This is a genomic window from Brevundimonas diminuta (assembly GCF_050310045.1).
GTDB classification, from domain to species: domain Bacteria; phylum Pseudomonadota; class Alphaproteobacteria; order Caulobacterales; family Caulobacteraceae; genus Brevundimonas; species Brevundimonas diminuta_F.
The window spans coordinates 3,004,421-3,027,834 of record NZ_CP190005.1 but is presented as its reverse complement, the minus strand read 5'-3'; the positions used below and the strand labels follow the sequence as shown (position 1 = coordinate 3,027,834).

The window sequence follows — 23,414 nt, the reverse complement described above, 5'->3', positions numbered from 1 at the left end:
CTTGCAGAGGTCCCGCCTATCGGGCCTCAAGTAGGGCGAAGCCCGGTAGGCCCACTAACTAAATGTCTTCAAACCGTCAGCCTTAACGTCGTCAAAGCGTTAAGGGGGGCTGTTAGCTGTTGCAGCATCATCCGGCCACGGCCGGTAATCGGGCTGGTTCGGGAACGAAGACAATGATCAAGTCGGGCAAGCAGGCGAAGATCAAGGGCGGACTGGCGGAATCGCCCAGCCACCTGATGCACCGCGCCTTACAGTTGGCGCTGGACATCTACGCCGAGGAGGCCGGGCCGGACGGCCTGACCCAGCGCCAGTTCGCCGTGCTGGAGGCCGTGGCCGCCCGCTCCGGCCTGACTCAGACCGATCTGGTCAAGGCCACCGGCATCGACCGCTCGACCCTGGCCGATCTGGTGGCGCGCATGACGACCAAGGGCCTGCTGGAGCGAGAACGCTCGACGCTGGACGCCCGCGCCAAGGCCGTGCGCCTGTCGCCCGAGGGCGAGGCCGCCCTGATCGTCGCCCGTCCGCGCGTCGAGGCTGCCGACAAGCGCATCATGGGCCTGCTCCCCAAGTCCAAGCGCGACAGTTTCCTGGATCTGTTGTGCAGCCTGTCCGACGCCGCCGACGCCGCCCCCGAACAGGCCCGCGCCGAGATCAAGGCGGCGAAAAAGGCCGCCAAGGACGCCAGGAAGGCTGAAAAGGCTGCGCGCAAGGGCGACGGCAAAACAGGCAGTCGCGGCAAGAAAAAGAAGAAGACTGTCGCTGAGGTCGTCCTGACGGGCGAACTCTCGACCGCAACGTCGGACGTAAATCATGCCGGCACGGAGACCGCTTCGTCTTTTGATAAGTCGCAAAGCTGACGCCCAAGGGGGCGTTTCCAACAACACACTAATGGGGTGCGAGCCCGAATGAACGTTGGGGCCGACAGCTCAGGCGGCCAGTCGACGGGCTTGCCTGTTCGGTATCAGGTCTGCAGGGGCGAAGCTGCGGACTTCGTGATTGCCGCGATAGAGGTCAATGCGTTCCAGGCGAGGCCACTCACGCGCCACGTCGTTCAGACCACGCACAGCTTCACATTCCGTGACGCCGGGCAAGACGCACAGCTCAGGCGTAATCGCCTCGGGCGTGTGGACCAGGCAGTAGAAGACATCCATGGGGCGCGCTCCCGGCGTTCAGGCGCGGCCTCCTTGCCCGGAGATGATGACAGGCGATCGCGGGAAAGACGACGCTTTGAAGAAGATCGAGCGGACGCTTACCCTTGCGGCGCTGCGGGGGTCTAATGGCCGCCGGAAGGGTAGGGGGTGGTGACGCCCGCGCTGAACATGCCCGGCAGGGCCTCGCCCAGACCCATCAGGATGAACTGGATCGCCAGGGCGCACAGTATCAGGCCCAGAACGCGCACCACGATGGCCATGCCGACGTCGCCCAGCAGGCGGCTGATCGGGCCGGTGGCCGAGAAGCACAGAAAGGTCACGACGCAGGCCGCGCCCATGGCGACCAGTGAGGCGACCGTGCCGGAAAAGCCCAGTTTCTGCGCCTCGCCGGACTGGATGATGATGGCAGAGATGGCGCCGGGGCCGATCATCAGGGGAATGGCGAAGGGCACGATCAGACGCTTGAACCGGCGCTTGGCGTAGCCGCGCACGTCCTGGGCGTCGGTCGCGGCGTCGGCGTCGGCGAAGATCTTCAGGAAGTCCTCGCGCGCCATGTCCAGACCCAGCAGCAGCAGCAGGATGCCGCCCGCGATGCGGAAGGCGGCCAGCGAAATGCCGAAGAACTGCAGCAGGCCGAGGCCCGTGAAGAAGAAGAAGCCGAGGAAGACCGCCGCGAAGGCGCAGATCATGGCCGATACGGTGATGCGCTGGCGCAGGGAGGCGCCCGCCGTGGCCGCTGCGAAGATCGGCACATTGCCGATGGGGTCCAGCAGGGCGAACAGCGCCACGAACAGGTTGACCCCCAGATCGACCGCGTTCATTGCTGCACCTTGCCCTGAAAACCCGCCGCGCGACTGCGACTCCCTGTCCCACCTATCGGGGCATCCGCGCGCGCCTGCAAGCCGCCGAGAGCCGGAAATGTCCCCCGATCGCCCTACCGACCGCCCCAACCGCCCCTTTGACCCGCGCGTGATCTGCGCCCTCGACGTGCCGACCACCGATGAGGCGCGCGCCCTGGTCGAGCGGATCGGCGATGCGGTCGGCTTCTACAAGGTCGGGCTGCAGCTGTTCGCCTCGGACGGCATGGGTCTGGCGCGTGAGCTGAAGGCGTCGGGCGCCCAGGTGTTTCTGGACTGGAAGCTGCACGACATCGGCGCGACGGTGGAGAAGGCGACGGCGGTGCTGGCCAACGCGGGGTGCGACCTGCTGACCGTTCACGCCCGGCCGCAGGTGATGGCGGCGGCGGCGCGCGGCGCGGCGGGATCGGATCTGAAGATTCTGGGCGTCACCGTCCTGACCAGCCTGACCGAGGGTGATCTGAGGGCGGACGATCACAGCCTGTCTGCGGCGGAACTGGTGGAGCAGCGGGTGCGTCAGGCGCTGGAGGCCGGCATCCACGGCGTCGTCTCCAGCCCGCATGAGGCGGGCCGTGCGCGTGAGATCGCCGTGGCGGCGGGGCATAAGGACTTTCTGATCGTGACGCCGGGCGTGCGGCCTGCGGGCGCGGCCATGGACGATCAGGCCCGCGCCGCGACCCCGGCCAGCGCGCTTGAGGCGGGGGCGACCCATCTGGTCATCGGCCGCCCGATCACCGCTGTGGCCGATCCGCGCGCGGCGGCTCAGGCGATTACCGAGGAAATCGGCCTGATCTGAAGGCAAGCCGCTGATCCGCAAGGAATCTGCTTCACGTGAAACAAGAAAGGGCGGCGTCTGCGGACGCCGCCCTTTTTCGTATCAGCCGCGTTCGCCGCGTTCCTGACGGTAGGGCCGCTCGGTGGGCGAGGGCGGGGCGGCGGGCGCCGGAGGCACGGCGTAATAGCCCTGTTCGAAGTTCACGACCGGCGGGGCGGTTTCGACGCGCGGCGGCTCGACGTGGACGCTGGGGCGGGCGACATCGACCTGAGCCGGGGCGACGCGCACGTCGGCGGCGGCCACATGGACCGGCGGCGGCGCGACATGGACACGGGCCGGTTCGACGTAGACCGGCGCGGGCTGCACATAGATGGGCGGCGTCTCGACATAGACGGGCGGTTGCGAGACGTAGACCGGCGGCTGGCTGACGTAGATCGGCTCGCCGCGATACTGCTGGGCCGGGGCGGCGTATCCGCCCTGATAATAGCTTTGCTGGTAGTAGCCCTGCTGGCCACCTTCATACTGGCCGCCGCTGTATTGGCCGCCGTAGCCGCCATAGCCGTAGCGCGCCCACGGATAGCGGCCGTAGCCGTCGACCGGATAACCGAATGGCATGGAGCGGGTGACGCCTGAATAGGCCTGACCGCCGTGCTGGATCGGCGGCTGCGACGGAGCAACCACGACTGGCGGGCGCACGCCCGCGCCGCCGTAGCCGTAACCATAACCGTAGCTTTCGATCGGGCCGTAGCCGCCCTGCCAGCCGGTGTCGCTGTACCAGGTCTGGGCGCGGCTCTGGACCACGGGGCCGCGCGCATGGGCGGCGGCGTTGTAGCGGGCGTCAGCCTGACGGGCCTCGGCGGCCCCGGCGATGAGGATCGCCGCGCCGGCGGCGGCGTAGAATAGAGCCTTCATGGCCATGCTCCCTGTATTCAGCCGCAAAGGTTAATGCGGATATCGCCGGAGCGTTCATTATTCTCCCCTCAAGGGAACCGAGGGGCTTTCCTACGATGTGAGTGGAGAGGGGCGGCGGATATGCGTCGTGACGGAGGGGCGGTCGGGTTCTGCCGTTGCAAACCCCTCCACCGCTACGCAGTCCCCCTCCCCATGGCATGGGGAGGTACGCAGTCCCCCTCCCCATGGCATGGGGAGGAAAGGCGCGGCGAGCGGTAGAGTCTTAGAAATCTACCGCGATGCCCTTTTTCTCCCAGTCGCCGAAGCGGGTGGGCTCGGGCCCCTTGCGACCGCCGACCTCATTGGCGAGGGGGGCGGCGTCTTCGGCGGCGCGGCGCTCGGCGGCTTCCAGAAGGGCGCGGCGGGCGACATCGTTCAATGGGCGCTCGGGCGTGGCGTGAGGCACGTCGGTATTGAAGGCGGCCTCGGAGGAGGTTTCGACCGGATGTTCGATCGGGGGGGTGGGCTGTTCGGTCACAGGTCGCCTGCCTTGAGAGCGGGGATACAGAGCCTCAAATAGACGTTCCGGCAGAACACGCCACCCCTCTGACCCGCTATCGTCCGAAACCTTCGTCCAAAGCGCCGCATGAACCACCTGAAGACATTCGCCCTGCTGGCCGTGATGACCGCCCTGTTCATGGGGATCGGCTATCTGATCGGCGGCGCCAGCGGCATGGCCATCGCCCTGGTCGTGGCGGCGGGCATGAATGTCTTCAGCTATTGGAACGCGGACAAGATCGTCCTGAAGATGTATCGCGCCGAGCCGGTGGACGAGACGCATCCCAACGCCGTGGTGCGCGCCTATGTCGCCGATGTGAAGCAGATGGCGCAGGACGCGGGGCTGCCCCTGCCCAACATCACCATCATCCCGAACGATCAGCCCAACGCCTTCGCGACGGGACGCAATCCCCAGAACGCGGCCGTGGCGGCGACGACGGGCCTGCTGGACATGCTGACGCGCGAGGAGATCCGCGGCGTGATGGCGCATGAACTGGCCCATGTGAAGAACCGCGACACCCTGACCATGACGGTCACGGCGACGGTGGCGGGCGCCATCGCCATGCTGGCCAACTTCGCCATGTTCTTCGGCGGCAACGACCGTGAACGGCCCGGCGGCATGATCGGGACCATCGCCCTGATGCTGCTGGCGCCGATGGCGGCGGGTCTGGTGCAGATGGCCATCAGCCGCGCCCGCGAATACGAGGCCGACCGCGTCGGCGCCGAGATCGCCAATGATCCGCAGGCCCTGGCCTCGGCTCTGCAGAAGATCGAGGCCTATGCGCGCGGCGCGGTGAACGCTCCGGCCGAGCGCAATCCGGCCACGGCCCATATGTTCATCATCAACCCGCTGAACGGGAAGGGGGCGGACAATCTGTTCTCGACCCACCCGGCCACGGGCAACCGCGTTCGCGCCCTGATGGAGCTGGGCGCCAAGATGGGCATGGGCGGTCACGTGCGTCCGGCGGCGGCCTTCGTCGCGCCTGCGCCTGCCGCCTCGTTCCGTGGAACCAGCGTGCCGACGACTGATGACGCGCCCGCCGCGCCGCCGCGCGGGCCGTGGGGCTGAACGTTCCGCAAGGATGGGGCTTTGCGCGCGAGGCTTTAAGCCGCTAGAGCGAAATCGGTTCAGTTGGACGAGTGTCCAACTGAACACAGATATTCGCTCCAAGCATAATTCTGGACCATTGTTCTGGGTTCAGTCGATTTCGACTGAACCGAAAATGGTCTAGAGCGCGCGCCATGACCGACGAGACCGACCCCAAACCGTCCGACGCCGACCGTCCTGAATGGACTAAGGCGCATGGCCCGCTGCGTTCTTTCGGGCGCATCAAGTCGCGGCCGATCAAGGCGAAGCAGGCGGCCCTGTTCGACACCCTGATGCCGCGCATCGCCGTGCCGGACCCGGCCAAGGGACCGATCGACCCGATGGCCCTGATGCCGGGGGCGAAAGCCGCATGGCTGGAGATCGGCTTCGGCGGCGGCGAGCACCTGGCGGCGCAGGCGGCGCGTCATCCCGAAGCGGTGATGATCGGTTGCGAGCCCTTCCTGAACGGGGTGGCCTCGGCGCTGCGTCACGTCGAGGAGGGCGGGCTTCAGAATGTGCGCCTGCACGCCGACGACGCCCGCGCGGTGATGGCGGCCCTGCCGGACGCCAGTCTGGATCGGGTGATGATCCTGTTCCCCGATCCCTGGCACAAGGCGCGCCACAACAAGCGCCGCTTCCTGCAGGACGAGACGGCGGTGGAGATCGCCCGCCTGCTGAAGCCGAGCGGACGGGTGCGCTTTGTCACCGACTGGCTGGACTACGCTGACTGGGCGCTGGAGCGGCTGGCGCGCACGCCGGGCCTGACGCGCATCGAGACGGGCGCCGACTGGTTCGCCCCGCCAGAAGACCACGTCGTCACCCGCTATGAAGAAAAGGAGCTGGGCGACACCGACCCGATCTTCCTCGAGTTTGAAAAGCAGGCCTGACGACGGCGCTTAGGCGCAATGAGACGGCGGGGGCTGACACGGCCCCTGCTTTGGCCTATATGACCGCTCACATCGTTAGACCGACGTCCAACGGCGTCGTATCAAGCGGCGGCCCGGACGGACCGTCGCTTTTGTTTTCTGGAGTATCCGCTTGCGGGCCAAGACCGCCGAAGACCGCGCTCTGCTGGAGCTGATCGACCCCGTGGCTGACAGCCTGGGGCTGGCGGTCGTGCGCGTGCGCCTGATGGGCGGCACCCTGCGTCGTCGCCTGCAGATCATGGCCGAGCGCAATCTCGATCACGACATCTCGGTCGAGGAGTGCGCCCGCCTGTCGCGCGCCGTGTCCGAGGTGCTGGACGCCGCCGACCCGATCGCGGGCGAATATCTGCTGGAAGTCTCGTCGCCCGGCATCGACCGGCCGCTGACGCGCCTGATCGACTTCGACCTGTTCGAGGGGCTGGAGGCGCGTCTTGAGACCGACCGCATGGTCGAGGGCCGCAAGCGCTTCAAGGGCGTCGTCGCCGGCGTCGAGGGCGAGAACATCGCCATCGATCTGGATGGCGAGGATGAGACCGCCCTGATCCCCTTCGACTGGCTGGCCGACGCCAAGCTGGTGCTGACCGACGAACTGCTGAAGCGCGGCGCCGCCCTGCGCGCGGCGCGCGGCGAACCGGAAGACGACGGTCTGCCCGAGGGCGCGCAGGACGCTGAACAATCCGCCGCTGAACAATCCAACTCCGACTCCACTAAGGACGACGCCTGATGGCCGTGACCGGAATCTCCGCCAACCGCCTGGAACTGCTCTCCATCGCCGACGCCGTCGCGCGCGAGAAGAACATCGACCGGGAAATCGTCATCGACGCGATCGAGGAGGCGATCCAGAAGGGCGCCAAGTCGCGTTACGGCGCGCACCACGACATCCGCGCCAAGATCGACCACAAGACCGGCGAACTGAGCCTGACCCGTCACGTCACCATCGTCGCTGACGACTGGCAGCCGGAAGACGAGCTGGAAGAGTTCAACGACAGCGCCATGGTGCGTCTGCGCGACGCTCTGAAGCGCGACGCCGAGGCCGAGATCGGCAAGGAATACGTCGAGGTCCTGCCGCCGTTCGAGTTCGGCCGCGTCCAGACCCAGATGGCCCGCCAGGTCGTGACCGGAAAGGTCCGCGAGGCCGAGCGCGCCAATCAATACGAAGAGTTCAAGGACCGCGTCGGCGAGATCGTCAACGGCACGGTCAAGCGCGTCGAATACGGCAACACCATCGTCGACCTGGGCCGTGGCGAAGGCATCATGCGCCGCGACCAGTCGATCCCGCGCGAAGTGTTCAACATCGGCGACCGCGTCCGCACCTACATCTATGACGTGCGCCCGGAGGCCAAGGGCCCGCAGGTCATGCTGTCGCGCGCCCACCCCGGCTTCATGGCCAAGCTGTTCGCCCAGGAAGTGCCGGAAGTCTATGACGGCGTGATTGAGATCCGCGCCGCCGCCCGCGACGCCGGTTCGCGCGCCAAGATGGCCGTGCTGTCGAACGACAGCTCGATTGACCCTGTCGGCGCCTGCGTCGGCATGCGCGGTTCGCGCGTGCAGGCGGTGGTCGCCGAACTGCAGGGCGAGAAGATCGACATCATTCCGTGGGTTGACGACGAGCCGACCTTCATCGTCAACGCCCTGGCCCCGGCCGAAGTGGCCAAGGTGGTGCTGGACGAAGAAGCCGACCGCGTCGAAGTCGTGGTGCCGGACGAACAGCTGTCGCTGGCCATCGGCCGTCGCGGCCAGAACGTGCGCCTGGCCTCGCAGCTGACCGGCTGGCAGATCGACATCATCACCGAGTCTCAGGACTCGGAGCGTCGCCAGAAGGAATTCACCGAGCGCACCGCCCTGTTCCAGGAAGCTCTGGACGTGGACGAGACGATCGCCCAGCTGCTGGTCACCGAAGGCTTCGCCACGGTCGAGGATCTGGCCTTTGTGGAAGCTTATGAAATCTCGGAGATCGAGGGCTTCGACGAAGACACCGCCGAGGAACTGCAGACCCGCGCCCGCGAGCATCTGGACCGTCAGGCCGCCGAGCTGGACGCCAAGCGCGTGGCTCTGGGCGTCGAGGACGGCGTGCTGGACGTGCCGGGCGTGACCGCCGCCATCGCTGTCGCCCTGGGCGAAGGCGGGGTGAAGACGGTCGAGGATCTGGCCGATCTGGCCACCGACGAAATCCGCGGCGGCTATGAAGTCCGGGGCGGCGAGCGCGTGAAGGTTCCGGGCGTTCTGGAAAGCTTCAACCTGAGCCAGGAAGACGCCGAAATGCTGATCCTGCAGGCGCGCGTGGCCGCCGGGTGGATCGACGCCTCGGAACTGCCTCAGCCGGAATACGTCGAGGAAGAAGCCTTCGAGGAAGAGGCCGAAGCCGAGGGCGATGAAGACGCCGTCGCGGCTGACGCTGAAGTCGATGCTGATGCAGAGGTCGTTGCCGACGATCTCGACGATCAGTCCCGCGACATGTGATGGGAGCCGCAGCTGTCCATGAGGTCGTCCGAGACGTTGATCGATAGGGATCGTCAGGACCTGGCGTCACGCCAGGTTCTCGATGAATCTCGCCTGATCCGTTTCGTGGCGGCCCCGGACGGCGCGGTGGCGCCCGATCTGGGGCGCAAGCTTCCGGGGCGCGGCCTGTGGGTCGCGGCCGACCGCGCCTCGCTCGAGGCCGCGATCAAGAAGAACCTGTTCGCGCGGGCGGCCAAGGCGCCGTTGAGGCCCGCCGCCGATCTGCCTGATCTGGTCGAAAGCCTGCTGGCCCGGCGCTGTCTGGACCAGCTGGGGCTTGCCCGGCGCGAAGGCGTGCTTATCTCAGGGTTCGAGAAATGCGCTGCGGCGATCCGCAGCGGCCGCGCCGCATGGCTGATCGAAGCCGCCGACGGCTCGGCCGATGGGCGCGGCAAGCTTCTGGCCCTCTCCAGACACGCCTCGCCCGCCCCCGAAATCTGCGGGGCTTTCAGCGCGGACGATTTGAGTTTGGCCCTTGGGCTGGAAAATGCGATACACGCCGTCCTGCTGCAAGGCGGGCGGGCCGATCGCTGGACCATGGAGGTTCAGCGGCTGGCGGGATTTCGACCTCTCTGTCCCCAGAGCTGGAACCGGGCGGGGCCCGAAAACGGCGCAGAGGACGACCGGAGCGCGGCTCCGGAAGGAGAGCCTTAGGGTTTCGGCGGCTGCGGGCCTGTTTCCGATCTGACGGAGGCGGGGCCGCATTCTGCTATGGGTGCACAAGAAGAGACGAAGGCGGAATTCTCCGCCCTGAGTAAAGCGACCGGATGAGCGACGAAAACAACAATTCCAACGACGGCAAGACTCCTGCCAACACGCCTTCGCAAACGGGGCCTCGCGCTCCGTTGAGCCTGAAGCCGCGTGCTGCGGGCTCGGTCTCGACCGGCACGGTGAAACAGAGCTTCAGCCACGGCCGTTCCAAGACTGTCGTTGTCGAGACCAAGCGCCGTGCAGGCGCGCCTGGCCATCAGCGGCCCCAGGGCTTTGATGTCGCCCGTCCGCGTTCCGAGGGCGGCGCGCCGCGCTCGTCTGCGCCGCGTCAACCGGCCGGAGGCGCCCTGTCGCCCGAGGAACAGGAGGCGCGCCGCCGCGCCATCGCCCTGGCGACGCAGCAGGCCGCAGAGCGTGAGCGTCAGGCTGTAGCCGCCAAGGCCGCCGCCGAAGTCGCCGAGCGCCAACAGGCCGCCGCTGTCGAAGCCGCCGCCGCCAAGGCTGCTGCTGAAGCCGCCGCCGCCAAGGCCGCCGCCGATGCGGCCCGCGTCGAGGCCGCCAAGTTGAGCGCCGCCGCGCCTGCTCCGGCCAAACCGGCCGCCAAGGTCGAGGCGCCCAAGGTTGAGGCTCCGAAGGTCGAAGCGCCCAAGGTCGAGGCCAAGCCTGAACCGGCCAAGCCTGCCGCGCCGAAGCGCCCGGCCGTCAACTTCGGCCAGCGCGCGCCCAAGATTCCGACGGGCCGTGCGCCGCTGGAACGTCCCGCTTTCGGCGGCCGTTCGGCGCGCGAACAGGCCTTGGGCGGCGGTGAACGTCCGCAGAGCCAGGATCCGGCGCCGCGTGAAGGCGGCCGCGAGGGTGGTGATCGTCCTGCGCGTCCGGCCCAGACCGTCCGCTATTCGGCGCTGAACCCGCGTCCGGCCCCCGGCGCCCGCACCGGCGCGGCCGGCTCGACCCGTCCGGGCGCCCGCCCGGCTCCGAACCAGCCTCCGGCTCAACCCGAAGTGGCGCGTCCCAGCCGCGCCGGCGGCGGCTTCGCCCGCCCGGCCGGTCGTGAGGACGACCGCGAGAAGCGCTTCGGCGACAATGCGCCCGGCAAGGCCGTCAGCCGCACGCGCGGCGAGCCCAAACGCCGCGAAGGCCGCCTGACGATCCATTCGGTGGCGGGAGGCGACGAGGACGCTGTCGAGCGCATGCGCTCGCTGGCCTCGGTGCGCCGTGCTCGCGAACGCGAGAAGGAAAAGCGCCGCGGCGGTTCGACCGACGCCCCCAACCGTCCGCGCGAAGTCGTCATTCCTGACGTCATCACCGTGGGCGAACTGGCTAACCGCATGGCCGTGCGCGGGGTCGACGTCATCAAGTTCCTGATGCGTCAGGGCCTGATGATGAAGATCAACGACGTGATCGATTCCGACACCGCCGAACTGGTGGCCGAGGAATACGGCATGGCCGTCAAGCGCGTGTCGGAATCCGACGTTGAGGACGGCTTCATCACCGAAGCTGACGACAGCGACGCGACCGAACTGCGTGCTCCGGTCGTGGCCATCATGGGCCACGTCGACCACGGCAAGACCAGCCTGCTGGACGCCCTGCGCACCACGGATGTGGCGGCAGGTGAAGCCGGCGGCATCACCCAGCACATCGGCGCCTATCAGGTTCGCCTGGCCGATGATCAGCGCATCACCTTCCTGGACACGCCGGGCCACGCGGCCTTCTCGGCGATGCGGGCGCGCGGCGCCAACGTCACCGATATCGTCGTCCTGGTGGTCGCGGCCGACGACGGCGTCATGCCGCAGACGGTCGAAGCCATTCAGCACGCCAAGGCGGCGGGCGCTCCGATCATCGTGGCGGTCAACAAGATCGACAAGCCGGACGCCAATCCGCAGAAGGTCGTCAACGAGCTGCTTCAGTATGAAGTCATCTCCGAGAGCCTGGGCGGCGAGACGCAGATCATCGAACTGTCGGCCAAGGAAAAGCTGAACCTGAACGGCCTGACCGACGCCATCCTGCTGCAGGCCGAGGTCATGGACCTGCGGGCCAACTCGGATCGTTCGGCCGAAGGCGTGGTCATCGAGGCCAAGCTGGACAAGGGCCGCGGCCCGGTCGCGACCGTCCTCGTCAAGCGCGGCACGCTGAAGCGCGGCGATATCGTCGTGGCCGGTTCGGCCTGGGGCAAGGCGCGCGCCTTGCTGAACGAGCGCAACGAGCAACTGCCGGAAGCTGGTCCTTCGGTTCCGGTCGAGATCCTCGGCCTGGACGAGGCGCCTTCGCCGGGCGACGTGTTCGCCGTGGTGGAATCCGAGGCCCGCGCCCGCGAACTGACGGAATACCGTCAGCGCGTGAAGCGTGAGAAGACCCAGATCTCGGGCGGTTCGCTGTCGCTGGTCGACATGATGTCGAAGCTGCAGTCCAAGAAGGTCTCGGAACTGCCGGTCCTCATCAAGGCCGATGTTCAGGGCACCGCTGAAGCCATCGTCGGTTCGCTGGACAAGATGGGCAACGACGAAGTCCGCGCCCGCACCGTCTATTCGGGCGCCGGCGGCATCACCGAGAGCGACGTCAACCTGGCCAAGTCGGCCGGGGCGCCGATCCTGGGCTTCAACGTCCGCGCCTCGAAACAAGCGCGCGATCTGGCCGAGCGTGAAGGCGTCGAGATTCGCTACTACTCGATCATTTACGACCTGCTGGACGACATTAAGGGCGTGCTCTCGGGCATGCTGGCGCCGCTCCAGCGCGAAACCTTCCTGGGCAACGCCAAGGTGCTGCAGACCTTCGACATCACCAAGGTCGGCCGGGTCGCGGGTTGCCGCGTCACCGAAGGCGTGGTCCGCAAGGGCGCGCGCGTCCGCATCATCCGCGACGACGTGGTGGTGCTGGAGCTGGGCGTGCTCAACACGCTCAAGCGCTTCAAGGACGAGGTCAACGAAGTGCCTTCCGGTCAGGAGTGCGGCATGCAGTTCGCCGGCTTCCAGGACATCAAGGAAGGCGACTACATCGAGTGCTTCACCGTCGAAGAGATCAAGCGCACCCTGGACTAGGACGCTTGAGGCTCACGGCCTGAAACAGGAAGGGCGCGGTTTCGAGAGAAGCCGCGCCCTTTGTGTTTGGAAACTGTGCCTAATCCCCGCTCATCCCGGCGTCCGCCGGGATGAGCGGGGGAGAGGTTCAGTCCTCGACGATGGACTTCAGCGCTCCGTCCGCGAAGGTCAGGATGAAGCGCTGGACCGGCGCGGCGTCGTCGACCTGAAGTTCGACTTCGAGCCGTTCGCCGGTCAGTTCGGCCGTAAGATCGACTTCAATCCCGCCCAGCCAGGCGCGGCCGGTGACGTGTTGAAACGTCTGCTCCAGCTCCAGGCGGCAGGCGGTTCCGTCTTCGCGGGTCCAGTCCCATTGCCCGGCGACGGGGGCGGGAACGGTCCACTTGTAGATGTAGCCGTCGGCGACCTTGATCCGTTCGTCCGCGGGCCAGTCGCCCATGTCGAAGGCGTGGGAGACGATGCGGGCGCCCGGCTTCAACTGGCTGAGCAGGCGCGGGCGCAGTTCGACGTTGATCGATTGCAGCAGGTAGAGGCTGACCACGGTGGCTTCACGCACATCCACGCTGAACAGGTCTTCTTCGCGGAAGTCGACCATGTGTTCGACCCCGGCCCAGCCGGCGAACTCCATGGCGTCGGCGATCCGCAGGGGGTCGACATCGACGCCGACGCCGCGGGCGTCGCGGTCGCGGGCTGCGGCGATGACGATGCGCCCGTCGCCGCAGCCCAGATCATAGAGGCGGTCCTTCGGCCCGACGCCCGCCAGGGCCAGCATGGCCGCGACGATGTCTTCCTCGGTCGGAACGAAGGGCACGGCGAGATAATGGTCCGGGTCCTGGGCGTAATTGTCGATGTCGAAGGGGTCTTTGAACACGGCTCTCGGATCATGAAGCGGGGCTGGCGCGCGGCGGATCGCAAGGTCGCGGACCGAGCGCCCAAGGTCGCTGGATGCGGTCATCATGCCGGATCGGCGCCAGACCTGCCACCCAGACCCGCAGCCGGACCTGTCCGAACAGGCTGAAGGCGGGCGGCGGATTGGAGGCTTCATCTGACGCGCGGTTGGCTTTAGGGTCCGGGCTCTGCGTCGGGGGGCGCCGAAGAATGGGCCGCCAATGTCACGTCCTGGACTGTCTCTGTTGCTGATCGCCGCCATGGGCGCCGCTGTGGCGTCTCCCGCCGTGGCCGACACGCGCTTCCTGTCCTTCGACGCCAGCGACCGTTCCACGCAGTCACTGACGCGCGGAGTGACGCTGGAAGTTGAGCGCGGCTGGTTCGGCGCGACTTCGGTGAAAAACCTCTTCTCATCGACCTCGCGCGGTTCGGCGCGGTTCGAGCGCGGCGGACCCGATCAGGTGCGACGCGTCCTGCCGCAGGGCGCGGCGGACGGCGGCGTCTACAGCATCACGACCGACGGCGACGGCCGCGCCCTGTCGCGCGCCCTGTGCCCGGGATCGGACGAGGCCTTCATCGTCGTCGGCCGGGTGCGCGCCGGTCATCCGCTGACGATCGAGACGGTCGGGCGCTGGGCTGACGGCCAGTTCCGCCACTGCGTCACCCTGAACTATAGCTATCGCGGCGAATGGGCGACCATGCAGGGCTCTTCGCCCGCGCGCGACGCGCCCGCCGCCTTCGGAAACAACTGAGGCGCGCGTGCTGATCCGCTGGAGCCTCGCTGTTCTTCTGGGGTTGCTGGCGGGTCTGTGGACCGCACAGTGGCCAGGCGATCCGGCGCTGTTTCCCCCGTACAAAGGGCAGGGGACGGTCGTGGTCCATCTGCTCGACAACGGATTTCATACGGATCTGGCGGCGCCGCGCGCGGCGTTGATGGCCGGAGACGACGCGCTGGCGCAGGCGGTGCGGGCTCTACCGCCCGGCGACTGGGTGCGGGTCGGCTGGGGCGATGCCGTCTTCTATGTCGAACAGGGGCCGATCAGCGAGCGATTGCCTGACGGGGCGAGAGCCTTCTTCAAGCCGGGCGGCAATCCGTCCGTCGTGATGCTGGACCCGGGTATGGTCGATCCGGCGCTGTTGTCTGACGAGACGCGGACGACGCTGCGCCTTTCGCCTGCGGGCTTCGCCGCTCTGCGTGCGCGGGTGGCGGCGTCGCTGCGGCTGGATGCAGAGGGGCGGGCGGTCGTTTCGGCGCGGAGGGCGGGCGACGACGCCGTCTTCTACGCTAGCGGCGAGACGTTCTGGGTTGGGCATCTGTGCAATCACTGGACGGCCGAGGTGCTGAACGCAGGCGGCCTGTCCATGCCGATGGCCCGCAGCCTGACCTCGGGCGAGGTGATGCGGGCGGCGCGCATCGCCGAACAGCGCGCGCCGGAACTGGACTTGGGCGTCGCGGGCGACTAGACCCCGCCCCTTCGCGTTTCAGAGTCGGCGTCCGATCCCCGGCGGCGCGAGCAGGAGGAGCCCGCGATGGCCCGCAAACAACACACCCGCAACGCCAGCGGCCCGCTGGGGCCGTCGCAGCGCCAGCTGCGCGCCGGTGAACTGATCCGCCACGCCCTGGTCGACGTCATGCGCGAGCATGAGATCCACGACGAAGCCCTGGTCGGCGTCTCCGTCACTGTGACCGAGGTGCGGATGAGCCCGGACCTGCGCCACGCCACCTGTTTCGTCGAGCCGCTGGGCGCCGGCGTCGACGCGGCCGAGACGGCCGGGCAGGAGAGCGCCATCATCAAGGCGCTGAACGAACACGCCAAATTCCTGCGCGGTCAACTGGGCCGCCGCATCGACATGAAGTTTACGCCGGACCTGAAGTTCCGCCACGACGAAAGCTTCGATACGGCCAGCCACATGGACCGGCTGTTCGCCGATCCGCGCGTGCGCGCCGATATCGAACAGGCTGACGATGAGGATGACGGGCCTCAAGCAGCGCAAGGCGCGGTAGGCCCAGAGAAAGACTGATCCCATGGCGCGACGCAAGAAGGGCGACATCGTCAACGGCTGGGTGTGTCTGGACAAGCCCTATGAGATGGGCTCGACCGAGGCGGTGACGAAGATCCGCCGCCTGTTCAACGCCCAGAAGGCGGGCCATGCGGGTACGCTGGACCCGCTGGCTTCGGGCATCCTGCCCATCGCGCTGGGCGAGGCGACCAAGACGGTGCCCTTCATGATGGAGGCGCAGAAGGTCTATCGCTTCACCATCCACTGGGGCATTTCGACCGACAGCATCGACCGCGAGGGCGAGATCATCGCCCGTTCCGATGTGCGGCCTTCGGTCGAGGCGGTGACGGCGGCCCTGCCGTCCTTCGTCGGTGAGATCGACCAGACGCCGCCCGCCTTTTCCGCCGTGCGTGTCAACGGCGAGCGCGCCTATGATCTGGCGCGGGCGGGGGTCGAGGTCGAGCTTCAGTCCCGCCGCGTGACCATTCATGAGGCGGCGGTGACGGGCGCGCCGGACGCCGATCACGTCGAGATCACGATGCGGACGGGCAAGGGCGTCTATGTCCGATCCCTGGCGCGCGACCTGGCGATCATGCTGGGCGCGGAGGGCCATGTCTCGGACCTGCGGCGCGAGCGGGTGGGGCCGTTCTCGGTCGACAACGCCGTAACGCTGGATTTTCTGGAAGAGTTGGCGCATAAGGGCGCCGCCTTTGAGGGCTTGCTGCCCGTTTCGACCGCTCTGGACGACATCCCGGAGTTGGCCGTGACGGATCAGGACGCCCTCTCTCTGAGGCAGGGACGGCCGATCGTTCTGCTCCCCCGACAGATTGAAACGCTCAAGGCCCGGCTCACCGCCGGATCGCGGCTGGTTTCGGTCTTTGAGGGCAAAACATTGGTCGCGCTCGGCAATCTCAGGGCCGGTCGGCTTGAACCCGATCGTGTTTTCAACTTCCCCTGACGCAGACATTCCCGTCTGCCGACAGGAACTCCAACGCCCTCAAACAGCGAGCCTCCGCGAGGCGAGCGATAGGGCAAGAAAGGACTCTCGATGTCGATTACGGCTCAACGTAAAGCTGAAGTCATCGCCGACAACGCTCGCTCGACGGGCGACACCGGTTCGGCGGAAGTCCAGGTCGCGATCCTGACGGAACGCATCGCCAACCTGACCGAGCACTTCAAGACCCACAAGAAGGACAACCACTCGCGTCGTGGCCTGCTGAAGCAGGTTTCGCAGCGTCGTCGCCTTCTGGACCACCTGAACAAGACCGACAGCGCCCGCTATCAGGCGCTGATCGCCAAGCTGGGCCTGCGTCGTTAAGGCGCCCCGGTTGCGGATCGGATAATTCCACGAGGCGCGGGCGGACACGTCCGCGCCTCGTTCCGCTATTAGAAGTAGGCTTCCCGCGCGCCGCGGGTCTTACCGGCGCAACCGACGCGAGGGCCTGAAATCCGGTCCTCAATCACCCGTCCGGCCGCGATGATGCGGCCTGGCTCATGGGGACCGCAGGACTGAACGGCCTGCCGCTCCGCACACCCCCGACGGGAATACGCCCGCGGGAGACGAAAGAAGAATAATGTTCGACATCAAACGCAAGACGATCGAGTGGGCCGGACGCCCGCTGACGCTGGAAACCGGCCGCATCGCCCGTCAGGCTGACGGCGCCGTGCTGGCGACCTACGGCGAGACCGTGGTTCTGGCCACCGTCGTCTATGGCCGCCAGCCCAAGCCGGGCCTGGATTTCTTCCCGCTGACCGTCAACTACCAAGAGAAGACGTTCGCCGCCGGCAAGATCCCGGGCGGCTACTTCAAGCGTGAAGGCCGTCCGACCGAGAAGGAGACCCTGGTCTCCCGCCTGATCGACCGCCCGATCCGCCCCCTGTTCGTCAAGGGCTTTAAGAACGAGACCCAGGTCATCGTCACCGTGCTGCAGCACGACCTTGAGAACGATCCCGACATCCTGGGCATGGTCGCCGCCTCGGCCGCCCTGACCATCTCGGGCGTGCCCTTCATGGGACCGATCGGCGCCGCGCGCGTCGGCATGATTGACGGCGAGCTGGTGCTGAACCCGGCGATCGACCAGATGGGTGAAAGCGCCCTGGACCTGGTCGTCGCGGGCACGCAGGACGCCCTGATGATGGTCGAATCCGAAGCCAAGGAGCTGTCGGAAGACAAGATGCTCGAGGCCCTGATGTTCGCGCACGCGGGTATGCAGCCGGTCATCGACGCCATCATCGAGCTGGCCGAACACGCCGCCAAGGAGCCGTTCGACTTCCAGGCCGAAGACCACTCTGACGTCGTCGCCTCGATCAAGAAACTGGTCGGCGAAGAGATCAAGGCCGCCTACGCCCATCCGGGCAAGTACGAGCGCCGTTCGGGCGTCGACGCCGCCAAGAAGAAGGCCGCCGAGGCCCTGGTGAAGACCGACGAGAACCCCGAAGGCGTCGACGCCTCGAAGTTCTCGGCCGCCTTCAAGGAATGCGAAGCCGACGTCCTGCGTCGCGACATCATCGAGAACAGCCACCGCGTCGACGGCCGCGCCCTGGACAAGGTCCGCGCCATCGTTTCGGAAGTCGGCGTCCTGCCGCGCACCCACGGTTCGGCCCTGTTCACGCGCGGCGAGACCCAGGCCCTGGTCGTCGCCACCCTCGGCACCGGCGAGGACGAGCAGTACATCGACAGCCTGACGGGCACGTACAAAGAGTCCTTCCTGCTGCACTACAACTTCCCGCCCTATTCGGTCGGTGAAGCGGGCCGCATGGGCTCGCCGGGCCGTCGCGAAATCGGTCACGGCAAGCTGGCCTGGCGCGCCATCCGTCCGATGCTGCCGACCCGCGAGGACTTCCCCTACACCATCCGTCTGGTGTCGGAGATCACCGAGTCGAACGGCTCGTCCTCGATGGCCACGGTCTGCGGATCGTCGCTGGCCCTGATGGACGCGGGCGTGCCGCTGGTCCGTCCGGTCTCGGGCATCGCCATGGGTCTGATCCTGGAGCCGTCGGGCGAGTTCGCCATCCTGTCGGACATCCTGGGCGACGAAGATCACCTGGGCGACATGGACTTTAAGGTCGCGGGCACCTCGGAAGGCATCACCAGCCTTCAGATGGACATCAAGGTCGCCGGCATCACCAAGGAGATCATGCAGCAGGCCCTGACTCAGGCTTCGGCCGGCCGTCTGCATATCCTCGACGAAATGTCGAAGGCGATGGAAGCCCCGCGCGCCGAACTGGGCGAGTTCGCGCCCAAGATCGAATCCATCAAGATCGCGGTCGACAAGATCCGTGAAGTGATCGGTTCGGGCGGCAAGGTCATCCGCGAAATCGTCGAGAAGACGGGCGCCAAGGTCGACATCGGCGACGACGGCACCATCAAGATCGCCGCCAACGAGCAGGAAAAGATCGAAGCCGCCAAGGCCTGGATCCAGTCCATCGCCTCGGAGCCGGAAGTCGGCACGATCTACTCGGGCAAGGTCGTGAAGGTCGTCGACTTCGGCGCCTTCGTGAACTTCTTCGGCGCCAAGGACGGCCTGGTCCATGTGTCCCAGATCGCTCTGGAGCGCGTCGCCAACCCGGCCGACGTCCTGTCGGAAGGCCAGGAGGTCAAGGTCAAGTTCCTGGGCTTCGACGATCGCGGCAAGACCAAGCTGTCGATGAAGGTCGTCGATCAGGAAACCGGCGAGGACATCACCGACAAGATCAACGCCGAGCGCGCTGAACGCGGCGAAGCCCCGATGTCGGAAGACACCGGCGGCCGTCCCAAGGGCGACCGCAACGGCGGCGACCGCGGCCGTCGCCGTCGCGACTAAGCCTTGGCGTCATCGCTGAACTGAAGAAAGTCCCGGCGGAGCGATCCGCCGGGGCTTTTTTTATGCGCTATCGCTCGCGACGCGGTCGCGCGCTGCTTGAGCGCGTCCTTCTCCCTCCCCTTAATGGGGAGGGTGGCTGAGGCCGTCAGGCCGAAGCCGGGTGGGGACGGTGAGGCTATTCAGGCGCTGGGCTAGGGTCGCCAAGCCCTCCCCACCCGGTCTTCGTTTCGACCACCCTCCCCATGAAGGGGAGGGAGAAGGTCAGCCCTTGCATTCTTTCGGCGGGGTTGCGCCGTCGCGGGTCCACATCGCGCAGCTACGGTCGATCTCGCCCTGGATCAGGTCGCAGGGATTGGCGGCGTTGCAGGGCGGGCGTGTCGCGGGGCTGACGGCGATGCAGCGCTGGACCAGGCGGGCGGAGGCCGCTTCGCCCAGGGTCTCAAGGCAGGGGCGCTCGTCGAGCGGAACGGAATGGGGCGCCATGTCCGGGCCTTCGGGCAGGCGGGCTTCGGGCTCGGGGGCCGCTGCGGGCGCCGGCGTCAGGGTCGACGCGGGGGCCGCTGGCTCAGGACGCGGCTGACAGGCGACGAGCAGGCCGCCGAGGAACAGGCAGGCCAGAAGGGACGGTCGGGTCATGCGGGGCTCCGGATCGGGGTTCGCCTTCGTAACGACGATGACCCCGATCCGGCTCCAGCAAAAGCCTTATCGGCGGGCGGCTTCGACGGCGGCGCGCTGCAGGGCGAACAGTTCGGTGCAGCCGATTTCCGCCAGTTCGAACAGACGGTCGAACTCGGCCCGGCTGAAGCCGCGCTTCTCGCCGGTGGCCTGGATCTCGACGATCTGGCCCGCCCCGGTCAGCACGAAGTTGCTGTCGGCCTCGGCGGTGGAGTCCTCCTCATAGTCGAGGTCCAGGACCGGCAGGTCGTTGAACACGCCGCACGACACGGCGGCCACCTGGTCCAGGATCGGGTCGGTCGTCAGCACGCCCTCGTCCTTGAGGTAGTTGAGGGCGCTGGCCATGGCCACCCAGGCGCCGGTGATGGAGGCGGTGCGGGTGCCGCCGTCAGCCTGGATCACGTCGCAGTCGATCAGCACCTGACGCTCGCCCAGCGCCTTCAGGTCGACCACGGCGCGCAGGGAGCGGCCGATCAGGCGCTGGATCTCCTGGGTGCGGCCCGACTGCTTGCCGGCGGCGGCTTCGCGCCGGCCGCGGGTGTGGGTGGCGCGGGGCAGCATGCCGTATTCGGCCGTGACCCAGCCCTGGCCGGTGTTGCGCATCCAGCCCGGCACCTTTTCCTCGATCGAGGCCGTCACCAGCACCTTGGTATGGCCGAAGGACACCAGGCACGAGCCTTCGGCGTAGCGGTTGACGCCGGTCTCCAGCGTGACGGTGCGGAGTTGTTCGGGGGTGCGTTCGGACGGGCGCATGGGAATTCCTTGGAAGCGGGATGGCGCGTGCTTATCCTGAAACCATGAGCCTGTCCCGCCCTGACCTGTTTGCGGTGTGTGTCCGTTCCGTTCTGACGCGGCGGAGGGCGGCGTCATGAGCCTGCTTTACCCCTCGCCGGGTCTGGCGACGCTGGACGCGCGGGCGCGCGACATCTTCCGCCGGGTGGTCGAAACCTATCTGGAGACGGGCGAGCCGGTGGGGTCGCACACCCTCTCGCGCGCCGGGCTGGACCTGTCGCCCGCCTCGATCCGCAACACCATGCAGGCGCTGACGCAGGCCGGGCTGCTGGCCTCGCCGCATGCGTCGGCCGGGCGGGCGCCGACCCATGCAGGGCTGCGGCTGTTCGTGGACGGTCTGTTGGAAGTCGGCGACATCGGTCAGGAGGAGCGGCGCGAGATCGACGCCCGTCTGGCCGTGCTGGGCGCCAAGGGCGGCGGCCGCAACGTCGAGGAGGCGCTGGATGCGGCCTCGTCCCTGCTGTCGGGTCTGGCGGGCGGAGCGGGCATCGTCGCCAGCCCGGTGCGCGAGGCGGGGGTGCGCCATGTCGAGTTCGTGGCTCTGGGCGGCGGACAGGCGCTGGCGGTGCTGGTGGCCGACGACGGGGTGGTCGAGAACCGGCTGATGAATCTGGCGCCCGGGGTTACGCCCTCGACCCTGCAGGAGGCGTCGAACTTTCTCAGCGCGCGGCTGAAGGGCCGTCCGCTGGCCGAGGCCCGGCACGAGATGAAGGCCGAGATGGAGGCCGCCCGGCGCGATCTGGACGCCGCCGCCGCCCGTCTGGTCGAGGACGGGTTGGCCGCATGGAGCGGAGGCGGGGGCGGCGCAGGCCACGATCGCAACCTGATCGTGCGCGGCCGCGGCAATCTGTTGCAGGACGCCCGCGCGGCCGAGGATCTGGAGCGGGTGCGCGTTCTGTTCGACGATCTGGAGCAGAAGGAACAGCTGATCGGCCTGCTGGACGACGTCGGCGCGGCCCAGGGGGTGCGCATCTATATCGGCGCGGAAACGCGACTCTTTTCGCTTTCGGGTTCCGCCGTGATCGCGGCGCCCTATATGTCGGGCCGGCAGCGGGTGCTGGGCGCCATCGGCGTCATCGGGCCCGCGCGGTTGAACTACGCCCGTGTCATACCGTTGGTGGACTATACCGCCCGGGTGCTGGGCCGGATTCTGGACGGACAAGAGACGTGAACGACATCAACGACGAGACCCGGGACCAACTCGAGCAGGACATCCACGAGGCTGACCTCGCGCCCGAGGGCGATGACACCGCTGTGGTCGACGCCCTGATCGCCGAGCGCGACCAGTGGAAGGATCGCGCCCTGCGCGCCGTAGCCGAGGCTGAAAACGTCAAGCGCCGCGCCGAGACGCAGCAGAACGACGCCCGCGCCTACGCCATCCAGCGCTTCGCCAAGGATCTGCTGGGCGTGGCCGACACGCTGGAGCGCGGTCTGGCGACGGCGCCTAAGGATGCCGACGGCCCGGCGGCCGCCATGGTCACAGGGCTGGAGCTGACGCAGAAGTCCCTGCTGTCGGCCTTTGAGGCCAACGGCCTGACCCGCGTCGATCCGGCGCCGGGCGACGCCTTCGATCCGCACCTGCATCAGGCGATGATGGAGCAGCCCTCGGACGCCGTGCCGGGCGGGGCCGTCATCCAGACGCTGCAGCCGGGCTACGCCCTGTTCGGCCGCACCGTGCGCGCGGCCATGGTGGTGGTTGCGGCCAAGGGCTCGGGCCCGGCGGCGGGCGGCGCCTATGTCGACCCGAACACGACTGGCGGAAACCTCGACGCCAAGGCCTGATCGGTCTGACCTGCTGAAAATGACGACGGCCCGGTGCAGATGCGCCGGGCCGTTTTCTGTCAGCCTGATATGAAGCGACAGGCGAAGGACTCAGCCTGCAACCCGCAGCGTCAGGTTGACCCGCCCGCCGCCGGGCAGCAGGCGGGACGAGCCCGACAACAGCCTGTCGATCCCATGGCGCGCCAGCCGCGCCGGGCCGGTCAGGGCGCAGACGTCGCCGGAGGTCAGGCGCACTGTGCGGGTGGCGCCGCCTTCGGCCGGGCCTATGCGGAACACCGCCGTATCGCCCAGCGAGATGGACATCACCGGCGCCGTCAGGTCGCGCTCGTCCCGATCCTGATGCAGGCCCATCTTAGCCTCGCCCTGATAGAGGTTGACCAGACAGGCGTCGGGCGGCGCGGGCCAGCCGGTCAGGGCGTCCCACAGGTTCAGCAGCCGGTCAGGAATGGCGGGCCACGGAGCGCCGGTCGCCGGGTGCGTCGGCTGATAGCGATAGCCTGCGCGGTCGGACACCCAGCCCAGGGCGCCGAAATTGCTCATCCGCACCGAAAACGGCCGCCCGCCCGGCGTGACAGGGCGATAGAGGGGCGCAGTCTCAAGTCCTCGCCGCAACTCGGCCAGCAGGGCGGCCTGTGCGCCTGCGTCCAGCAGGCCCGGCCACAGGCGAAAGCCGGGCAGAACCGTGGGGGCTTCTTTAGGCGATTGCGAGAGGTTCTGAGGGATCATCGCCTGAATTTAGCGGCGCCGCGCCGCCTTGTCCGCCATAAGGCGCGGAATCTGGCCGGAAGCGGGCGGAAGGCCTTGCAGCCTCTGCGGTCTTTCCCATATCCGAGCCAATCCGGCGATAACCCCCAAATCCTTAGGGGTTCTCGCCGACCCTATCCACCGCCGAATCGGGCCTGTGTCCGGCGCGGCACAATTTCAGAAGCCCATCAGGGGGCGGTCACGCGCGGCGCTTGATCCAAGGCCGCCGCATCGCCCGC

At 67.7% G+C, this 23,414-nt stretch carries 24 protein-coding genes; 16 read left to right on the top strand and 8 right to left on the bottom strand.

The genetic code is table 11. The features are described from left to right. Positions 1-173 precede the first annotated feature (173 nt). Positions 174-857 (top strand): MarR family winged helix-turn-helix transcriptional regulator, encoded by a 684-nt coding sequence (locus ACORJG_RS14525; protein WP_427790097.1) that lies wholly within the window; start codon positions 174-176, stop codon positions 855-857. Between the two features lie 69 nt (positions 858-926). Here the strand turns inward: ACORJG_RS14525 and ACORJG_RS14520 are convergent, their stop codons facing one another. Continuing rightward, positions 927-1,151 (bottom strand): oxidoreductase, encoded by a 225-nt coding sequence (locus ACORJG_RS14520; protein WP_427790095.1) that lies wholly within the window; start codon positions 1,149-1,151, stop codon positions 927-929. A gap of 122 nt (positions 1,152-1,273) precedes the next feature. After that, a complete protein-coding gene (locus tag ACORJG_RS14515; RefSeq protein ID WP_427790093.1) occupies positions 1,274-1,972 on the bottom strand; it encodes a MarC family protein in 699 nt (232 codons plus the stop codon). 97 nt (positions 1,973-2,069) lie between these two features. Between ACORJG_RS14515 and pyrF the strand changes: the two genes are divergently transcribed. Then, positions 2,070-2,804 (top strand): orotidine-5'-phosphate decarboxylase, encoded by a 735-nt coding sequence (gene pyrF, locus ACORJG_RS14510; protein WP_427790091.1) that lies wholly within the window; start codon positions 2,070-2,072, stop codon positions 2,802-2,804. A gap of 81 nt (positions 2,805-2,885) precedes the next feature. Here pyrF and ACORJG_RS14505 read toward each other — a convergent pair whose 3' ends face one another. Both ACORJG_RS14505 and ACORJG_RS14500 read right to left on the bottom strand, forming a co-directional pair. Then, on the bottom strand, positions 2,886-3,695 hold the full coding sequence (locus ACORJG_RS14505) for a hypothetical protein (RefSeq protein ID WP_427790089.1): 810 nt from the start codon (positions 3,693-3,695) through the stop codon (positions 2,886-2,888). Positions 3,696-3,957: 262 nt separating this feature from the next. Next, the gene (locus ACORJG_RS14500; protein WP_427790088.1) at positions 3,958-4,212 is read right to left on the bottom strand and encodes a DUF1674 domain-containing protein; all 255 of its coding nucleotides are present in this window, start codon (positions 4,210-4,212) and stop codon (positions 3,958-3,960) included. 108 nt (positions 4,213-4,320) lie between these two features. On the opposite strand from ACORJG_RS14500, the gene htpX reads away from it, so the two are divergent. From htpX to infB, 6 genes are all read left to right on the top strand, one after another. Beyond that, positions 4,321-5,301: a zinc metalloprotease HtpX gene (gene htpX / locus ACORJG_RS14495; RefSeq protein ID WP_427790086.1), complete on the top strand. Its 981-nt coding sequence runs from the start codon at positions 4,321-4,323 to the stop codon at positions 5,299-5,301. Between the two features lie 173 nt (positions 5,302-5,474). Next, entirely contained in the window at positions 5,475-6,206 is a 732-nt protein-coding gene (trmB, locus tag ACORJG_RS14490; RefSeq protein ID WP_427790084.1) for a tRNA (guanosine(46)-N7)-methyltransferase TrmB, read from the top strand. A gap of 151 nt (positions 6,207-6,357) precedes the next feature. Beyond that, positions 6,358-6,969 carry a ribosome maturation factor RimP gene (gene rimP, locus ACORJG_RS14485; RefSeq protein WP_427790082.1) on the top strand — a complete coding sequence of 204 codons (612 nt, stop codon included), beginning with the start codon at positions 6,358-6,360 and terminating at the stop codon, positions 6,967-6,969. Continuing rightward, positions 6,969-8,705 carry a transcription termination factor NusA gene (gene nusA / locus ACORJG_RS14480; RefSeq protein ID WP_427790080.1) on the top strand — a complete coding sequence of 579 codons (1,737 nt, stop codon included), beginning with the start codon at positions 6,969-6,971 and terminating at the stop codon, positions 8,703-8,705. The genes rimP and nusA overlap by 1 nt, the downstream gene beginning before the upstream one ends. Before the next feature lie 18 nt (positions 8,706-8,723). Next, entirely contained in the window at positions 8,724-9,398 is a 675-nt protein-coding gene (locus ACORJG_RS14475; RefSeq protein ID WP_427790078.1) for an RNA-binding protein, read from the top strand. 113 nt (positions 9,399-9,511) lie between these two features. Further along, complete coding sequence (gene infB / locus ACORJG_RS14470) at positions 9,512-12,490, top strand: translation initiation factor IF-2 (protein WP_427790076.1); 2,979 nt, start codon at positions 9,512-9,514, stop codon at positions 12,488-12,490. Between the two features lie 127 nt (positions 12,491-12,617). On the opposite strand, the gene ACORJG_RS14465 is transcribed toward infB, so the two are convergent. Continuing rightward, positions 12,618-13,361, bottom strand: a complete 744-nt coding sequence (locus ACORJG_RS14465; protein WP_427790074.1) for an SAM-dependent methyltransferase — start codon at positions 13,359-13,361, stop codon at positions 12,618-12,620. A 238-nt stretch (positions 13,362-13,599) separates the two neighbouring features. Here ACORJG_RS14465 and ACORJG_RS14460 point away from each other — a divergent pair, with 238 nt between their 5' ends. The 6 genes from ACORJG_RS14460 to pnp all read left to right on the top strand — a co-directional run bounded on the left by ACORJG_RS14460 (position 13,600) and on the right by pnp (position 19,182). After that, positions 13,600-14,130 (top strand): hypothetical protein, encoded by a 531-nt coding sequence (locus tag ACORJG_RS14460; RefSeq protein WP_427790072.1) that lies wholly within the window; start codon positions 13,600-13,602, stop codon positions 14,128-14,130. Positions 14,131-14,137: 7 nt separating this feature from the next. After that, complete coding sequence (locus ACORJG_RS14455) at positions 14,138-14,842, top strand: DUF2459 domain-containing protein (RefSeq protein ID WP_427790070.1); 705 nt, start codon at positions 14,138-14,140, stop codon at positions 14,840-14,842. A 66-nt stretch (positions 14,843-14,908) separates the two neighbouring features. Beyond that, complete coding sequence (gene rbfA / locus ACORJG_RS14450) at positions 14,909-15,400, top strand: 30S ribosome-binding factor RbfA (protein WP_427790068.1); 492 nt, start codon at positions 14,909-14,911, stop codon at positions 15,398-15,400. 4 nt (positions 15,401-15,404) lie between these two features. Next, on the top strand, positions 15,405-16,337 hold the full coding sequence (gene truB, locus ACORJG_RS14445; RefSeq protein ID WP_427790066.1) for a tRNA pseudouridine(55) synthase TruB: 933 nt from the start codon (positions 15,405-15,407) through the stop codon (positions 16,335-16,337). A gap of 90 nt (positions 16,338-16,427) precedes the next feature. Then, complete coding sequence (gene rpsO / locus ACORJG_RS14440; RefSeq protein ID WP_003166644.1) at positions 16,428-16,697, top strand: 30S ribosomal protein S15; 270 nt, start codon at positions 16,428-16,430, stop codon at positions 16,695-16,697. Positions 16,698-16,953: 256 nt separating this feature from the next. Then, the gene (pnp, locus tag ACORJG_RS14435) at positions 16,954-19,182 is read left to right on the top strand and encodes a polyribonucleotide nucleotidyltransferase (protein WP_427790063.1); all 2,229 of its coding nucleotides are present in this window, start codon (positions 16,954-16,956) and stop codon (positions 19,180-19,182) included. A gap of 261 nt (positions 19,183-19,443) precedes the next feature. Here pnp and ACORJG_RS14430 read toward each other — a convergent pair whose 3' ends face one another. Next, positions 19,444-19,818 carry a hypothetical protein gene (locus tag ACORJG_RS14430; protein ID WP_427790061.1) on the bottom strand — a complete coding sequence of 125 codons (375 nt, stop codon included), beginning with the start codon at positions 19,816-19,818 and terminating at the stop codon, positions 19,444-19,446. Positions 19,819-19,884: 66 nt separating this feature from the next. Then, positions 19,885-20,610, bottom strand: a complete 726-nt coding sequence (gene rph / locus ACORJG_RS14425) for a ribonuclease PH (RefSeq protein WP_040346471.1) — start codon at positions 20,608-20,610, stop codon at positions 19,885-19,887. Between the two features lie 115 nt (positions 20,611-20,725). On the opposite strand from rph, the gene hrcA reads away from it, so the two are divergent. Both hrcA and grpE read left to right on the top strand, forming a co-directional pair. After that, a complete protein-coding gene (gene hrcA, locus ACORJG_RS14420) occupies positions 20,726-21,820 on the top strand; it encodes a heat-inducible transcriptional repressor HrcA (protein ID WP_427790059.1) in 1,095 nt (364 codons plus the stop codon). Continuing rightward, positions 21,817-22,431, top strand: a complete 615-nt coding sequence (gene grpE / locus ACORJG_RS14415; protein WP_427790057.1) for a nucleotide exchange factor GrpE — start codon at positions 21,817-21,819, stop codon at positions 22,429-22,431. Before hrcA ends, grpE begins: the two co-directional genes overlap by 4 nt. Before the next feature lie 90 nt (positions 22,432-22,521). On the opposite strand, the gene ACORJG_RS14410 is transcribed toward grpE, so the two are convergent. Further along, the gene (locus ACORJG_RS14410; protein WP_427790055.1) at positions 22,522-23,157 is read right to left on the bottom strand and encodes an alpha-ketoglutarate-dependent dioxygenase AlkB; all 636 of its coding nucleotides are present in this window, start codon (positions 23,155-23,157) and stop codon (positions 22,522-22,524) included. Positions 23,158-23,414 lie beyond the last annotated feature (257 nt).

Bases quoted from the DNA above. Each gene is read 5' to 3' on its own strand.
- ACORJG_RS14525 (WP_427790097.1), top strand. From the start codon at position 174: ATGATCAAGTCGGGCAAGCAGGCGAAGATCAAGGGCGGACTGGCGGAA.
- nusA (WP_427790080.1), top strand. From the start codon at position 6,969: ATGGCCGTGACCGGAATCTCCGCCAACCGCCTGGAACTGCTCTCCATC.
- ACORJG_RS14520 (WP_427790095.1), bottom strand. From the start codon at position 1,151: ATGGATGTCTTCTACTGCCTGGTCCACACGCCCGAGGCGATTACGCCT.
- infB (WP_427790076.1), top strand. From the start codon at position 9,512: ATGAGCGACGAAAACAACAATTCCAACGACGGCAAGACTCCTGCCAAC.
- ACORJG_RS14475 (WP_427790078.1), top strand. From the start codon at position 8,724: ATGAGGTCGTCCGAGACGTTGATCGATAGGGATCGTCAGGACCTGGCG.
- ACORJG_RS14430 (WP_427790061.1), bottom strand. From the start codon at position 19,818: ATGACCCGACCGTCCCTTCTGGCCTGCCTGTTCCTCGGCGGCCTGCTC.
- rph (WP_040346471.1), bottom strand. From the start codon at position 20,610: ATGCGCCCGTCCGAACGCACCCCCGAACAACTCCGCACCGTCACGCTG.
- rpsO (WP_003166644.1), top strand. From the start codon at position 16,428: ATGTCGATTACGGCTCAACGTAAAGCTGAAGTCATCGCCGACAACGCT.
- hrcA (WP_427790059.1), top strand. From the start codon at position 20,726: ATGAGCCTGCTTTACCCCTCGCCGGGTCTGGCGACGCTGGACGCGCGG.
- ACORJG_RS14460 (WP_427790072.1), top strand. From the start codon at position 13,600: ATGTCACGTCCTGGACTGTCTCTGTTGCTGATCGCCGCCATGGGCGCC.
- trmB (WP_427790084.1), top strand. From the start codon at position 5,475: ATGACCGACGAGACCGACCCCAAACCGTCCGACGCCGACCGTCCTGAA.
- ACORJG_RS14505 (WP_427790089.1), bottom strand. From the start codon at position 3,695: ATGAAGGCTCTATTCTACGCCGCCGCCGGCGCGGCGATCCTCATCGCC.
- htpX (WP_427790086.1), top strand. From the start codon at position 4,321: ATGAACCACCTGAAGACATTCGCCCTGCTGGCCGTGATGACCGCCCTG.
- ACORJG_RS14515 (WP_427790093.1), bottom strand. From the start codon at position 1,972: ATGAACGCGGTCGATCTGGGGGTCAACCTGTTCGTGGCGCTGTTCGCC.
- rbfA (WP_427790068.1), top strand. From the start codon at position 14,909: ATGGCCCGCAAACAACACACCCGCAACGCCAGCGGCCCGCTGGGGCCG.
- pnp (WP_427790063.1), top strand. From the start codon at position 16,954: ATGTTCGACATCAAACGCAAGACGATCGAGTGGGCCGGACGCCCGCTG.
- pyrF (WP_427790091.1), top strand. From the start codon at position 2,070: ATGTCCCCCGATCGCCCTACCGACCGCCCCAACCGCCCCTTTGACCCG.
- ACORJG_RS14410 (WP_427790055.1), bottom strand. From the start codon at position 23,157: ATGATCCCTCAGAACCTCTCGCAATCGCCTAAAGAAGCCCCCACGGTT.
- truB (WP_427790066.1), top strand. From the start codon at position 15,405: ATGGCGCGACGCAAGAAGGGCGACATCGTCAACGGCTGGGTGTGTCTG.